The sequence below is a fragment of the Sporomusa aerivorans genome (assembly GCF_041428895.1).
Classification (GTDB): Bacteria; Bacillota; Negativicutes; order Sporomusales; family Sporomusaceae; genus Sporomusa; species Sporomusa aerivorans.
The window spans coordinates 722,692-736,544 of sequence record NZ_CP156926.1 but is presented as its reverse complement, the minus strand read 5'-3'; the positions used below and the strand labels follow the sequence as shown (position 1 = coordinate 736,544).

Genomic DNA, 13,853 nt, shown 5'->3' with positions numbered 1-13,853 from the left:
CACGCTCATGCGGCCGCCCTGGCTGCCTAATGCTGATAAGCCAAAATTTGCGCCAAATTAACAGCCGACATGGCGGAATAACGCAAGTGAGCGCTGCGAACCAATTCATCGCCAATGCCCACCACCAGCATTCCGGCAGCAAGCCCGGCCTCAACCCCGGCGGCAGAGTCTTCCAAAACGACACATGCTTGCGGCGGCACTCGCAACCGGTCGGCAGCATCTAAAAAAAGATCGGGGGCGGGTTTAGCCTGCTGAATCGTGTTGCTGTCCGAAACTGCGTCAAAGAGCGACGCGATTTCCAACCGCTGCAAAATTACCGGTGTATTCCTGCTGGACGAAGCTACCGCCAATTTGAAACCAGCCTGTTTGACCGTATTGAGCAGGTTACTGACTCCCGGCAGGAGATTGGCCGGTGACAGATGTTCGATCCGTTGCAAAAAGTATTCATTCTTCGTTTGCAACAATTGCTGAAATTCCGAATCCGTAGTTGGCCGGTCCTGAAGAAAAAGTTTCATTGAATCCGGACGTGACAGCCCCAATAGCTTTTCATAGTCTTTTCTGGTAAAAGAAATGTTTAGTTCAGCAGCCAGTTGCTGCCAGGACAGAAAATGATATTCCACAGTATCAGTAAGTACGCCATCCATATCAAAGATGAAGGCTTTAATGGGATTAGTAATAAAATTCATCGCTCACCTCCTGACCTGTTGAAATTCCGGTCAAAAGACCGGTGCATCGGCAACGGGTTTCCCGCCGCCATAGAGGATAAGCCTGGCTTGCTGCGGCGGCATTTGGGCCAGCGCATCATAATCGTTCAATTTTCCAATGTCCCACCAGTCGTAATCGTGGACAAAACCGTTTATCGTTTTTCCTTCACGCAGCAACACCGGAAAAACATCGCCGGGTAAGTCCACTTCATTCCTGGCCGGGTTAAATCTTTCGATATAGGGAAAAATCGCTGCTTCCAGAAGATAGCTGCCGGTACTGACAGGACGATTCAGGTTGGTTTTTTCCAGAAAAGCAGTAATCCTGCCGTTATGGTCGACTTCCGCCAGCCCAACTTCCAACCGATAGCGGGTGGACAGAGCCACTGAAGCCATTCCGCCCTGCCGGTCATGAAAGTCCATAAACGCCCGATAATCTAGATGGCATATCGTGTCACCGGGTATAACAAGAAACCGCCCTTCATCCTTTAACAAACCCCGGCAGCGCCAGACTTCCCCCGCTTTTCCGGCTGGAGACGCACCGCGGCCGTACTCTATCCTGATCCCCCAGCGCGAGCCATCGCCAAAATAGTTCTCAATTTGCTCGGCCAGATAACTGACGGCAATCACATACTCTGTTATGCCATACGAGCAAAGCTGCAGTATTACCCATTCCAGCAGCGGTTTACCATGCAAGGGAACCATTGGTTTCGGAATATAGTCGGTAACAGGACGTAATCTTGTTCCTTTACCGGCTGCCAGTATCAGCGCTTTCATCTTACGCCCGCCTGCATGAGATCCTCGGCCCAGTCGGCCACAGCGCCCGCCCCTCCGTATTTTTCCCCTGTCGTTTTTAGCTGCTGGGCATTTGTACGGTACGTGCTGTCATGCAGTACCTTTTGTATGGACTCAACTAAAATCGCCGGCGTGAGTGTCTTTTTATCCAGTACAATTCCTGCTCCAGCTTGCGCGAGCACTCCGCCGTTGTCTTCCTGCTCTCCCATGGACGGAATAACAACTGCCGGCGTACCGCAGGCAATACAGGTCATAAGCGTTGATGAACCACCGTGGAAGACAGTTACATCACTCGCTTTAATCATTTCCGTTCCGGGAACAAAACCGCGAATGATCGCATTACCTGGCGGATCGAAATTTCTAATGGCCTCAGGCGAAATATCAATACCGGTTGAAATGACGCCTGTAACCTCCGGGATCATTTTAAGTGATTCTAACGCCGTCTTTAGAAATTGCTCACCAATCATGGCTGAGCCACCGATCGTAATATACGCCATTTTCTTATGCGCCTCAGCAATATGCACTCTCTTTAATTCATCCCGCTCAGGCAACTGATCGGGATATTCGACCAATAGCGGGCCTGCAAACCTGAATTTTTCCTTACTGCTTTGCAGGGCGTCGCCAAAAGTTTCCAAAGTCACGCCCCCGCTTATTTCCGGCATCCCTTCCAGAACAATTAGATTGGCTGCCTCAAATGCATTTAGCAGTCCTGCCAATAGTGTTTTCATAACCTGCTCATCGTAATGCCGCATAAGACCTTTGAACACATTTATAGTTTTTTCGCCATGAGGCTGTAGAAAGGTCATGATCGAAGGCACCTTGAGTTCCCGGGCAACGGTAGAACCGGAAATCGTTCCGCTTATGATGAGCTGCGGTTTCTCCCGGCGAGCTGCATCCATCTCTATTTGTTTGATTTCTTTCATAATCTCAGGCATCCTCGGTATAATCTCTGCCGAGGGAACACCGGGCATACTGTCAGCTTCGCAAACGTCTATGCCGAAGCTCTTAATAACCGGAACCATTTTACCCGCAGCGATGAACTTAATCTCATGTCCACGGCGCTGCAAAGCCTTGGCTACCGCAACTGCGCGCATAGTCTGCCCCATAACATTGCCTGTTCCCATTTGCGATGTACATAACACTTTCAAAACTCTATTCCTCCTTAATCTCCTGTATGATTAAATGGCGTTCGAACAGAAATTCATCTAATATCTTATGAAAATAGTCCCGGTAATGCTGGGATATCATGCTGCGCACTTCCGGACGGGTTGGAAAATCACTTGTTTTATAAGTAGCTGCCTTCACCGACCCTACCATATTGCCGAATACGACTGCCAGCAAAGAACTATGAAAGTTGGCATACGCATAAACAAATCCGCCGAAAGCCGAATCACCGCAGCCGATTGTATCCACTACATTGCCGGTAACCGATACCGGTACAGTTGCCCAGACTTTTCTATTGCCGTGTCGCCATACAAGCAGCGAGGATTGATCACCAAACGTGATCCAACAGGTAAGTAAGCCACCTTTTACCACATCAATAGCAAAGTTCAGGTGATCAGTAAAATTTTCCAGAGGGCGTCCCGCCGCCCAAGTGGCTTCTTTCTCATTCATCTTGAGAATATCGATCGTTTTCAGCCACTCTGCAGGCTGTTCCCAATATTTTCTATATCTTTGTCCCTGCTCGTCCACGCCGGTTATCAGACCGTGCAAATCTAAGAAGACCGTGGCTGTACTCACCTGCCTGAGCTGCTGCAGATGCTCAAGCTCTATATCGGTTTCATTTAACGGCATGAGAATAATACAGTCACAATCTTTCAGCGTCATAATTTCCTGCCGGGAAATTGGTGTCATAATCCGCGTTTGCTTGCTAACACGTTCCTGCTGGTTAACATACGTCAATTCTATTTCCGTACCGGCAGTCTGCTCATCCGCATTACAGCTTAGCCGAATATTGGGGTGACTGAGCAGGTTCCTAACTTCAGCTAAATCGTTTAGAGATATATGAGATAAACACACAACCTCATCTGATGATTCCTGAATTAGTTTTGCCAGCGCAATTGCGGTATACACAGTAGCCCCGAATTTTGCGATGGTCTCCCCGTTGGGCCACTTAATGGTATCTTTAGATATTGGTCCGATAACCCCAAACTTCATGTATTCACCGCCTTCTAGCAGTTGTAAGTGTACACGGATTTAAAATTCCCCGGCGGTCAGGAAATGATACTGCTGAAACTTCATCACCTCTTGTTCAAAAAGCTGACCGGTCTGTAATAACAGACCGGTCAGCTTTTTCGGTAATTACGTTTTGTATTCGTGCATTGTCGCCGGAAAATGCCCCTATTTCTTTCTGCCGGCAACAATCCTGGCCCGTATTGCCTGGCGTCTTGCCTCTTCTTCGCGGATGAATCGCTGCCGCTCGAAGAGCGCCTGTACAGAGTTCGAGGCAAAGGCCGGGGCCTGATAGCCGTGCTTGGTCAGCGGCATAACCGTGGCAACCGACGGGTCTTCCCCGTACAGCGTGACCGAATTGAGATAGTAGGTATTGGCCGGACCGTTGATCTCATAGGCGGCTTTAGTCTGGATGAGAGTAAGCGCCTCACCAAGGCTTACCTCCTGAGCGCATAGGTCGACGTACATACCCCTGGCCAGCCAGATACGGTTGTTGTCATTGGCCAGGACGGCAAAAACCGCTCCCTGATTGGGGAAGATCGTCGGGAAGAAATAAATCCCGGTCAAATACTCAGGCTCAACATTAGCGGCAGGGAACTGCAGCACATGACCGTTAAAATTCGTATAATCGGCTAAGTAATGCCCTGCCAGTACATAGGCGTTGCCGTCATTGGTAAAAGTGATGTCACGCAGTTCACCCACAATCTCATCCGCCATAAACGCCGTCGTAAAGGCCAGCCCGGTAGGATCGCCGGTATTGGCCAGATCAATAACATCCAGCTTGGAGTTCGGGTTGGGCGCGCCGCCTCCCTGCTTGCCGCCGATGCTGCAGACATACAGCTTGCTGCCGTGCCGCTCCAGCGTAAAGGCGTTTCGGCCGAGGTTGAGGTTGTAATCCACCGTGGACACCCGCTTGGTCCTTCTGGTCTCAGTAAAGGTCACCAGGTCGATCTCCACTACCGTGCTTTCCTGGTAGTTCGGGGTAGCAGCCCACAAATTGTCGACGGTAATAAACAGCCCGTAGAGCTTGTTGCCGGCCAGGTCGGCGCTCAGCGCCACCCCGTAGCTCTTGTCGGCGGGATAGGACGGATTGGTAAAGGTATAGGTCGCAGTCTCCACATAAGGCGAACTGCCGGTCATGGGGATTCTCGCGATCTTGGCACTGTCAAAATCGATGGGGTAGAGATAGCTCCCCACACTGACCGCACCGTAGACATTCAAAATACTTGGCCAGTCTGTTGGCTGGTTGACATTATGAGTAAGCGCCCAGGTTTTGGCGTCGCGGATTTCAATGGTTGGAGCCAGGGTAGTAGTTGAACCGTCATCCTTCCGTTGATACCTTGACTGAAACAGCAGTAGCTTGTTGTTGACGCTGCCGTCCTGGAACCAGTGGTTCCGGGTATCGCCGCTCGTATCGGTGACCTTGTTGCCTTCCACGCCGATGGCAGTGGTTTCGTCTCTGAGTACACCGGCTTTACCGAGCCCACTTGTATAGTTGTTTCCTTGGAACCAGCCATAATTCTGGTCCACTGTGGTCACCGCAAGCCTTGTTCCTGCCATGTAAAAACCCTCCTTTACCTGTTAACTCTAAAGCAAGCCACTCGTCTGTACCGATAATACCCTGCCTGCCGGCATGGGCGCTCACCTCCTTTCACTTACCGGCTCGTGGCAACTACGCCTGACTAACAAGAAAGCCGGCTGTATAAAGAATTGCAAAACCAATGGCTAAAAGAGATACTGCACTGTCAGATAATAGGTCCTGCCCTGCAGAGGATAGGAGATACTCATGCCCTTGCCACGACCAGCATCATCACTGGAACTCGGAATATAATCTTCCACAATGTCCGGCCCCTGATTGAAAAGATCATTTACACCGGCATTCAGTTTAAGCCGGCTGTTGACCGCATACCTGGCCCCCAGGTTGGTCAGTCCGTACGGTTCCTGCCATTCACCACAGCCTCTGCGGTCCACCCTATCAATCGGCATTTTGCCGGAGTAGTGATGTTCGGCAAACAGCGCCAGCCGGTCGCCGGGGAAGCGGTAGGTCAGGCGGGCGTTGCCCTCCCATTCCGGGATATAGGGATAGGGCGAGCCTATTCGGTACGGCTGGGGATTGGGAGCGCCGATCAGCTCCAGCACATCCCGGTAGCCCAGAATTTTAGTCCGGGTCCAGGTTGCGGCCAGAGTAAGGTCCCAGCGGTCCCATTTGAAACGACTCTCCAGTTCCACGCCGCGGGCCTTGCCGTCGCCGCCGTTATTGTAATAGGAAACGCCGAGAGGAGTGACGTTCAGCAGCATCAGGTCATTGGTACGGTTGGCGAAATAGGTCAGGGTGACATCGGCCTTGGACCCCAGCGCCCGCCCCTGCCAGGTAACGCCGGCGTCCCAGTTCAGGCCATGCTCAAAATCGGGCGGAGGAAACTGGTCCGGCGTTGGCCGCAGCGAAGCGCCGTCGCCGAAGATCTCATAGAAATTGGGGAAGCGGTGGAAAGTGCCCCAACTGCCGCGCACTGTCCAGTGGTCGTTAACCATCTTTTTCGCGCCAATGCCGAAGGAGTATTTCCAGGCATCCTTGCCGTCCTCCTTATAGGCCGTCATATCTAGCTTATCCATCTTAAAGACCGGCGTCAGCTGGAAGGTGCCGGAGCGGTTGAGCTGCATGGTATCCTGCAGTTGAAGACGCCAGCGGTCAATCTGGTAATATTTCAGCCATTTGCCAACGGCGATAGAGGTGTCCCGGCCGCTGCCGGTGCTCTCGTCCCCGCCTTTAAGATACTTATCCAGGTCGGACAGCTCAGTATCCATCCGCTCGCGCGAATAGCCGGCATACAGCTCCAGCAGGTGGCTGTCGCCCAGCCTCCAGGCGGCGTCCAGGGACCCGCCGAGCCGTTTGCTCCGGAGATTGCTCCAGGCCTGGCCGGGGTAATAGGCTTGGTGGGCGATCGTCGTTTTACCGCTGCGCCACTCTTTATCCGAGTCCCGCCAGTCGACCTGCCAGCCCCAGTCCAGATTGCCAACCTGCTGCCGCCGGCCCACCGCCAGGTCGGTCTGCCGGATCTCCTGATAGGGAGGATGCAGACGCACTTCGGGCACCGGATAAACATAGTCAGGATTATCACTGCTCTCACTGCCGGCATACCCGGGAAAATGCCGGAACTGATCTTTAACAGCCAGCTTGACCTGCCAGTGGTCATCCTGCCATTTGAGCAGCCCGTCGGTCAGGTGATAATCATTGTTGCGCCGGGTCCGCCGTTCGGCTGTCAGCGGCCCTATGCCGTACGGGGTAGTAGGATGATAGCGGTTGGTATAGCTGAAATCACCGTCGCTCTGGTCGCGGTTGGCAGCCAGGAGCAGGCTGCCCTCGCCGAGCGGGGCCGTCACCTCCAGATTGCCCTTGTAGCCGCCGAAGGAACGCAGGCCTGCCGATACCGAACCGCCGCTCTGGCCGGGCTTTTTAGTGACAATGTTGATGACGCCGCCCATCGGCGCGCCGGCGAAACGGGCCGGGACATAGCCGCGGTAGACTTCGATGCGGGCGACATTGTCCATCGGGATGGCCGAGAGGTCAACACCGGTTTCCGATGTCAGGTTCAGCTCCACGCCGTCCAGGTAAACGCCGACCTGGGCGGCCGTACTGCCCCGGACCCGGGCAATGCTGTAGTTGCTGGTGCCCCGGACCCGCTGGATATGGACGCCGGGGACGGTCTCGAGGTAATCAGGCAGCGTCTTCTGCTCGCCCTGGAAATCCTCCGGCCGGATAACCGACACGGTACCGGGCGAGAGGTCCCGCTCCCACTCCGGGCGCGGGGCCTCGACCGTTACCGCCTCGAAAGCGTAAGTCGCCAGTTCGGAGGAATCGGAACCGGGGTTTATCGCAACCGGCCTGACAGGCGGCCGACCGGTGTCCGGCAGGGCCTCGTCCACCGGTGCCGCCGGCGGCAAGGCTATGGCGTCCAGTGCAGCCACCGGACTGCCGGACGGCTGATCAGAGCTTGCCGCCACCGCCCCGCCGGCAGCCGGCAGCTGCGGCGCAATATGGGCGGACGGCGGCGGGCTGTCTATCCGCTGACTATTGCCGTCCCCGGCCACAGGCGCTGTGGCTGTTACCGCCGGTACGGTGGACTGACGGCTTCCTTCTGCTTTGCCGGCCTTAGCCGGCAATCCCCACTTCCAGGACAAGCCGCCGTTAATCTGCCAGTCCTGGCGGACATCACCGCCGGTGGACTTGCTCACTTCCAGAAACGCCGTACTGTCGCGGGCGGTTTGCAGCGCAGCGCCGAGCTTGAACTCCAGCCAGGTGTCCTGATCAGCTCCGGTCCGTAAGGTCGCGCGGTCGCCGGAGAAACGGGCCTCCAGCTTGCCACTCCCGAAATCATGCAGGGCCGTTATGTTAGCATAAGCATGGCCACGGTGCGCTTCATCACCGAACGTCTTACCCACGGTCACGCCCAGCCGGCCGACCACCGGCCGGTCGGCGGTCTGGCTGACCGTCAGTTGGTTGGGCAGCGTGTAGCTTACCCTATCCAGGTTGCCGACTGCCAAGCCGGCCTGGGGTTCATAGTACCAGCCATCCGGCAAGTCCCGGCGGTAGCCGTACCGGGCGCTGATACCGCTGGCCCAACTGCCGTACTTGGCCGTATTGACGCTGTCGCTGTCATGAAACCGGTAGTCGTTTTCGATTTTTGTCATCCGGGCAGCCAGGTCCAGATAGCGGCCATTGTGGCCAATCCAGGAAGCATAGGTGCCCATGCTCGTGCCGGTCAGGTCTCCCCGGCCTGTGGCGTAGCCGGTGCCGGCGTCCAGCTGGCCCAGCATCAGGCCGTAGTATAAGGTCCCGTTATAGAAGTCGCCCTCCCGGGCCTTATCAAATCCGGCCTGCAGTCCGTTGTAGCTTTGGCTGACGCTGCGCCCGTACGCGCCGCGGCTGTTCAGTTTCCCCCGGAAGCTATGGGCCCATACCCCTTCACTCACCGGCCTGTCCGCCGCGCCGGCAAGGGACGGCGCGTCTGTATTGCCGTAATGCCGGGCATGCAGCTCATCCATGCGGGTGAAGAGATTGCCCTCTTCAATACGCCAGATATTGCGGTAAGTCAGTTGGGCATCACTGGCCATTTTGCCGGATTCGGAGATAACACCGGTATTATAGGCTTTGAGCGCCACCAGCACGGCCTTGCCGGCATGCAGGTTGTTCCAGTCGATGACCGGCACCAGTTCATAGAGCCTGAGAGGTCCATCCATCAGTGACGCCTGGCCCACGACATTGACCTTGCTGTAATCGGCGGCGCTGAAGTCGGCGGCTATGTAGTTATCATAGTTACCGGGAGCGCTCAGCGCCAACGTCTTGCGCTCATAGATCGAGCCTACGCCCCTGACCAGCTCTTTCCAGGCCGGGTCATAGGCGGACTGGATATAGACCGTGCCGCCCGCTCCCTCAAGTTGTTTGACGGTTATACTTGCCCCAGTGAAACCGCCATTGCCGCCAATGAGTTTTATATTGGTATTGATACGAAAGACCGCATCCCCGGCCAGCGTTAATTTATCAATCGTAAAATGATACCCGGCTATCTGCTTTTGCGTGTTGTCGAACCCGCCGGGAAACTGGGACGTGGGCAGATAGAGCAAAGCCTGACGTCCGGCCAAATCCAGCATGCTGCCGGCATTCAGGGTAAGGTCGCTGACCGTAGCGTATACGACCAGAGCATTCGTTGCCGGGGTCCGCATGTCCAGGGGACGCCATCGTTCGCCGGCATTCAAGGTTATGGCCGTCAGATACTTCTTGGACGTGCCGGCCAGGTGGCCATTGCCGCCGACAGCACTCGTGGAGGTCCAGGTATCATAGCCGTCCACCAGTCCAATATATGTCCAGGTATTCTTGGTGTCGGCCGGCGGCGTAAACGCAGCCGCCGTATGGATAAACAGCGCTGCTATGTTCAGCGCCAGCAACCAGACCAGGCTGAGCACTATGCATTTGGCCCCGCGCACGCCGCTGCTGCAGCGGACCGATTTCATCCGGCCGGTGCTTTTCGCCAGCTCGGACACCACCTGCCAGCAGGCGCGGGCCCGGTTCCAAATGATTTTATAGATATGGTTCAAAGGTGATCATTCCTTTATCTTGTTCTCTCCCTGTGGTATTCTTTGGCCTATCGCTTCGAAGAGCGATGCAATAAAAAAAACTCCCGCAACGGAAGTTTTACAGCAAATTCACCGGGATTGTCCGGTAATCTTATAATCTCCTCCCCGTCGCTCGCAGGTAACATGGTGATTGTCGGACAGGCAGTTCTCCTGACTCCGGTTCATCGCTGTCCCGCGCCTTCCCAAAGCTGACGCTCCAGTGGCCAATATGCGAGACTACTCCCCGTTACAGTGGCGGGACCGCGCCGGTATTTCACCGGACTTCCCTATTAAGCCCTTGCGGGCACCTATCCCAAGATATTCGGTTGTTCTTTCGGTTTCAACTTATGACGTATAGTCGTGGATTATGACTGTTTTTATCCTCTCAGTAAAAACATTTTTTCCAGGGGACTCTTTCACTACACTTCGGTGCGGACATAATTTCCGTGCATTTTCTCAGCACCTGGATTGAAGCCGGGTGCTGTCTGCGCTATAATGGAGACAATCGTATGTGGAACACACCCCTGTTTTCCGTTCGATTGTCTCCATTGGCAGCTGTTGCTCCAACGTGACGTTGGGTGACAAGTGTCTTTTGGACACATTTCTAGGTATACTTTGCCCTTGGTTGGCGGCTTATTGAGATAAGCCTGCTGTGGTTTAGGTTGCTCTTTTAGCTGCCTCCTTTCTGCTGTACTAGAATTTAGCTAGAAGTACATATTTTCGGCTACCCAGGTGCTTGTCTGCACATCAAAGGTAGCAAGGTACGCCAAATAAGCAGCATGTTATTAAATCATATCTTTAATCCAATACCCTTTGCGCAATTAAATTGCACTACAAATCATTATAGTGCAATTTAATTACACAGTCAATACTTTTACTTGAAACGGTGTGTGATTTGATGCCATCTTTTGGTGAACGTTTAAGTCATTTACGAAAATCACGAAAGCTGAAAGCTGAGGATTTGGCAGATGCTGTTGGAGTCAAACGTCGGATCATATTTATGTATGAGAAAAACGAGTCAAAACCAAGCTTTGAAGTTCTTATCTCCTTTGCCGAGTATTTCGACGTGTCTCTGGATTACTTGGTTGGCAGATCAGACGAAGCTCGAAGAAAATAAAAGTTGCAAGGCAGAAGCCTTCATCATTTCATTTAAACTTCTTTGTGCCATTTGCACACTTCATATACATATTATAAATGTGCAATTGGCACAAAGTCAATTATTTTTAAGGAATGATTGCATGATTTTATCAATATTGGCGGAAAGACTTAAATATTTACGTGAACACCGTGACCTTAAGTTAAAAGAAGTATCTCAGGCTGTTGGTATCACACCAAGCGCCGTTGGATCACTAGAACACGGAAGAAGACCTATAAGTGTCGAGACACTTATTAAAATGTCTAATTTCTATGGTGTGTCTACTGATTGGCTACTAGGGTTAACAGATAATCCCAAAAGAAATTAGTTCGAAGTAACTCGCTATTTTTTTTGTATGCCTTGTCTTAATATTGACTGGTGCCTGCTGCATTATAAATAGATATATCTAATCCTGTGACTAAAATTTTATATTGTCTAAAAATCCATCCATAATACTGAATTGGTCCGCAAAAATTATAAACTTGTATCTCCTCTAATTCCTAATAACACTCATTCATGCAATCGCCTAATTATAAATTAGCTTATTAAAAAAAATTTTCAAAAATAGAAAGGAATCTGCGATTATTCACAAATTAAATACCTTAATAAGATAATTTCGAAGTATAAATTTACAAAGGAGGGGCAGATGGATAATCGTCCTTTATGGGAAAGACTACTTTACTATTTTATATCCTTTATTTTGCTAATATTTTTAGGGTGGATATTAATTTATAATCTCCAACATCAGCAATCTATAGATACGAATAATCTTTTGATTTTACTATTAATGGTCTTTATAACTTTAGGTTTTGTTTTTGATAAAATCTCACTTGGTAAAATATTATCGGTCGATCGTCAAGTAAAAGAACTAGAAAAAAAACAGAAAACAATCAATGATGATAATCATAAATTTAAAGAAGATATAATGAAAACTCTTTTAACCTCTATAACACAAGTAAATCAATCAACAAGAACATCAAATAATATTCACATTGCTTCTGTTTTACCAGCTACTCCTGAAGATAAAAATACTTCAGAACAAAACGAAGAAAGTAACACTAATTACGAATTATCTTGTAATGATAATTTAAATAACCAAAACTCCTGTATCTCTTCAATAAAAAATACGGGAAGTACCAACCCTTCCCATAAAGATTATTATATACCTGCCCAGCTAAGACCGTACATCTCAATGGAAATGCTTGATACTCTAAAGACTTCAAATTGGAGAAGAGTTCTAACTAATAACATAATCGCAATGATTGCAATCATTTCTTGTGCTAGAAAGAAAGGAATAAGGGCAGATTCTATATCATTTGATGTAAAAATTGGCTTAAATAATTCTGACTTTGTTAGTAAAAGAATTGTCGTATTTGATGGCTTTTCCAAAGTTTTATATGCTGATTTATTTTTTGAAGTTCGAGTATGTCGCATACCTTATAAAATAAACCTTGACAGAATAGAAGTTATGCTTAATCAAATAAGAACTTATGCGACAGCAAACGGCGTTCAAGCTAAATTGATATTTATTAACGCTATTTATGACGACGATAAATCCGATAACGAAACCATATTTTTGAGAAGAACTCTAAACCACCATTTAGAGCCTGCTATAAAACAGGGCTTATTAGAGATTGATACATTTGAAGCAACGCAAAGTAATATCCTTGATGTTTTTAGGCTAAACTGCGAAGCCGCAGCAACCAATCTAAAATTAGAATAGAATGATACATCTTATCCATAGGTACGTCAGAATATAATCGACTAAAGAAAAGGGATTACTCTCTCATCTTTAGTCGATTATTTGTTCTAGAGAATACCAAAAGGTACCGTCAAGATAGTTTCGCACGCTTACTGTCTGGTACCGTCAAGAGGTACCGTCAAGATAGTTTCGCAAATTCGTTTGCAATCCATATTAAATAAAATCAGTCAGCACTAAAACCCGACTCAAGGTCGGTAGTTTCTAAGTGTTTCATATTCATATACTTTTTACTGCCCCACTGGGTTCCGGCAACGTGACGAAAGCGGGCGCAGACTAACATGAGGGCAGATTGGCCGTCAGGAAACGTGCCGACTACTCTTGTCCGGCGCTTAATTTCTCGGTTCAAGCGTTCAATCACATTGTTCGTACGAATTCTTGTCCAATGCTCATAAGGAAAGTCTGTGTAAGTGAGCGTTTCATCAATGCTGTTTTCTATCTTAGTGGCAGCTTCTTTGAGCTTCATTTCTCTCAGGGATTGAGCGACCTGTTTGGCCTTTTCTTTGGCAGCAGATTTGCTTTCCTGGGCATGAATTGCTTTAAGCATTTTAGCTACTAGTTTGACTTTGGATCGAGGTACTACTGAAAAGACATTCCGATAGAAATGGACGGTGCAACGCTGATATTTGGCTTCAGGAAACACGTCGTATACCGACTCCAACATCCCTAGGCATTTGTCTCCTATAACCAGATTTACACCAGTTAGGCCACGGTTTTTTAGCCATTTGAAGAACTCTGTCCAACTGGCTTTATCCTCTTTCATACCTTCGGCAGCGCCCAGAACCTCACGATAACCCTCTTCATTGACTGCGATTGCCACAAGTACACTCACATGCTCATATTCACCGCCCCAATTGCGGCGCAGATAAATTCCATCCACATAGATATAGGGATATTTCTGGCCCTGTAAGGGGCGGTTTCTCCACTCTTCTATATGGACATAGGCTTTCTTATTTAACTCGCTGATAGTCGACGGAGATACCTTGGTTCCCCACAAAGCTTCTGTAATATCCTCCACTCGCCGGACGGATACGCCGGCCAGGTACATTTCAATTAGCGCTTCCTCTACGGAGCTTTCCCGGCGGCGATACCGTTCAATGATTGCGGTTTCGAAAGGAATCCCTTTGAGTTTAGGGACTTTGAGAGTCACATTTCCTGATGTGTGTAAGCAGTCAATCAA

9 protein-coding genes, 1 pseudogene and 1 riboswitch are annotated in these 13,853 nt (G+C 50.3%); of the genes and pseudogenes, 3 read left to right on the top strand and 7 right to left on the bottom strand.

Features of this window, described 5'->3' with window-relative positions; translation table 11 throughout:
- Positions 1-26: 26 nt before the first annotated feature.
- The 6 genes from pgmB to SATMO3_RS03335 form a co-directional block, all read right to left on the bottom strand.
- Entirely contained in the window at positions 27-686 is a 660-nt protein-coding gene (gene pgmB, locus SATMO3_RS03360) for a beta-phosphoglucomutase (RefSeq protein WP_371377463.1), read from the bottom strand.
- Between the two features lie 30 nt (positions 687-716).
- Entirely contained in the window at positions 717-1,478 is a 762-nt protein-coding gene (locus SATMO3_RS03355) for an NDP-sugar synthase (protein ID WP_371377459.1), read from the bottom strand.
- Positions 1,475-2,638, bottom strand: coding sequence for a glycosyltransferase (locus tag SATMO3_RS03350; RefSeq protein WP_371381666.1), 1,164 nt, complete (start codon positions 2,636-2,638; stop codon positions 1,475-1,477). The genes SATMO3_RS03355 and SATMO3_RS03350 overlap by 4 nt, the downstream gene beginning before the upstream one ends.
- Before the next feature lie 10 nt (positions 2,639-2,648).
- Positions 2,649-3,653, bottom strand: a complete 1,005-nt coding sequence (locus tag SATMO3_RS03345) for a carbohydrate kinase family protein (RefSeq protein WP_371377455.1) — start codon at positions 3,651-3,653, stop codon at positions 2,649-2,651.
- 183 nt (positions 3,654-3,836) lie between these two features.
- Positions 3,837-5,228 carry a hypothetical protein gene (locus SATMO3_RS03340; RefSeq protein ID WP_371377453.1) on the bottom strand — a complete coding sequence of 464 codons (1,392 nt, stop codon included), beginning with the start codon at positions 5,226-5,228 and terminating at the stop codon, positions 3,837-3,839.
- A 165-nt stretch (positions 5,229-5,393) separates the two neighbouring features.
- Positions 5,394-9,761, bottom strand: coding sequence for a TonB-dependent receptor domain-containing protein (locus tag SATMO3_RS03335; RefSeq protein ID WP_371377449.1), 4,368 nt, complete (start codon positions 9,759-9,761; stop codon positions 5,394-5,396).
- Between the two features lie 161 nt (positions 9,762-9,922).
- Positions 9,923-10,106: riboswitch (cobalamin riboswitch) on the bottom strand.
- A gap of 571 nt (positions 10,107-10,677) precedes the next feature.
- Between SATMO3_RS03335 and SATMO3_RS03330 the strand changes: the two genes are divergently transcribed.
- The 3 genes from SATMO3_RS03330 (at position 10,678) to SATMO3_RS03320 (ending at position 12,637) form a co-directional block, all read left to right on the top strand.
- Entirely contained in the window at positions 10,678-10,896 is a 219-nt protein-coding gene (locus tag SATMO3_RS03330) for a helix-turn-helix domain-containing protein (RefSeq protein WP_371377446.1), read from the top strand.
- Positions 10,865-11,242, top strand: a complete 378-nt coding sequence (locus SATMO3_RS03325) for a helix-turn-helix domain-containing protein (RefSeq protein ID WP_371377444.1) — start codon at positions 10,865-10,867, stop codon at positions 11,240-11,242. Before SATMO3_RS03330 ends, SATMO3_RS03325 begins: the two co-directional genes overlap by 32 nt.
- A 318-nt stretch (positions 11,243-11,560) precedes the next feature.
- Positions 11,561-12,637 carry a hypothetical protein gene (locus SATMO3_RS03320; RefSeq protein WP_371377441.1) on the top strand — a complete coding sequence of 359 codons (1,077 nt, stop codon included), beginning with the start codon at positions 11,561-11,563 and terminating at the stop codon, positions 12,635-12,637.
- Positions 12,638-12,839: 202 nt separating this feature from the next.
- Here SATMO3_RS03320 and SATMO3_RS03315 read toward each other — a convergent pair.
- Positions 12,840-13,835 (bottom strand): annotated as a pseudogene (locus SATMO3_RS03315) (IS256 family transposase); the annotation flags it as partial.
- Positions 13,836-13,853 lie beyond the last annotated feature (18 nt).

Coding starts and splice junctions, on each gene's coding strand:
- SATMO3_RS03345 (WP_371377455.1), bottom strand. CDS start 3,653: ATGAAGTTTGGGGTTATCGGACCAATATCTAAAGATACCATTAAGTGG.
- SATMO3_RS03320 (WP_371377441.1), top strand. CDS start 11,561: ATGGATAATCGTCCTTTATGGGAAAGACTACTTTACTATTTTATATCC.
- SATMO3_RS03355 (WP_371377459.1), bottom strand. CDS start 1,478: ATGAAAGCGCTGATACTGGCAGCCGGTAAAGGAACAAGATTACGTCCT.
- SATMO3_RS03330 (WP_371377446.1), top strand. CDS start 10,678: ATGCCATCTTTTGGTGAACGTTTAAGTCATTTACGAAAATCACGAAAG.
- SATMO3_RS03340 (WP_371377453.1), bottom strand. CDS start 5,228: ATGGCAGGAACAAGGCTTGCGGTGACCACAGTGGACCAGAATTATGGC.
- pgmB (WP_371377463.1), bottom strand. CDS start 686: ATGAATTTTATTACTAATCCCATTAAAGCCTTCATCTTTGATATGGAT.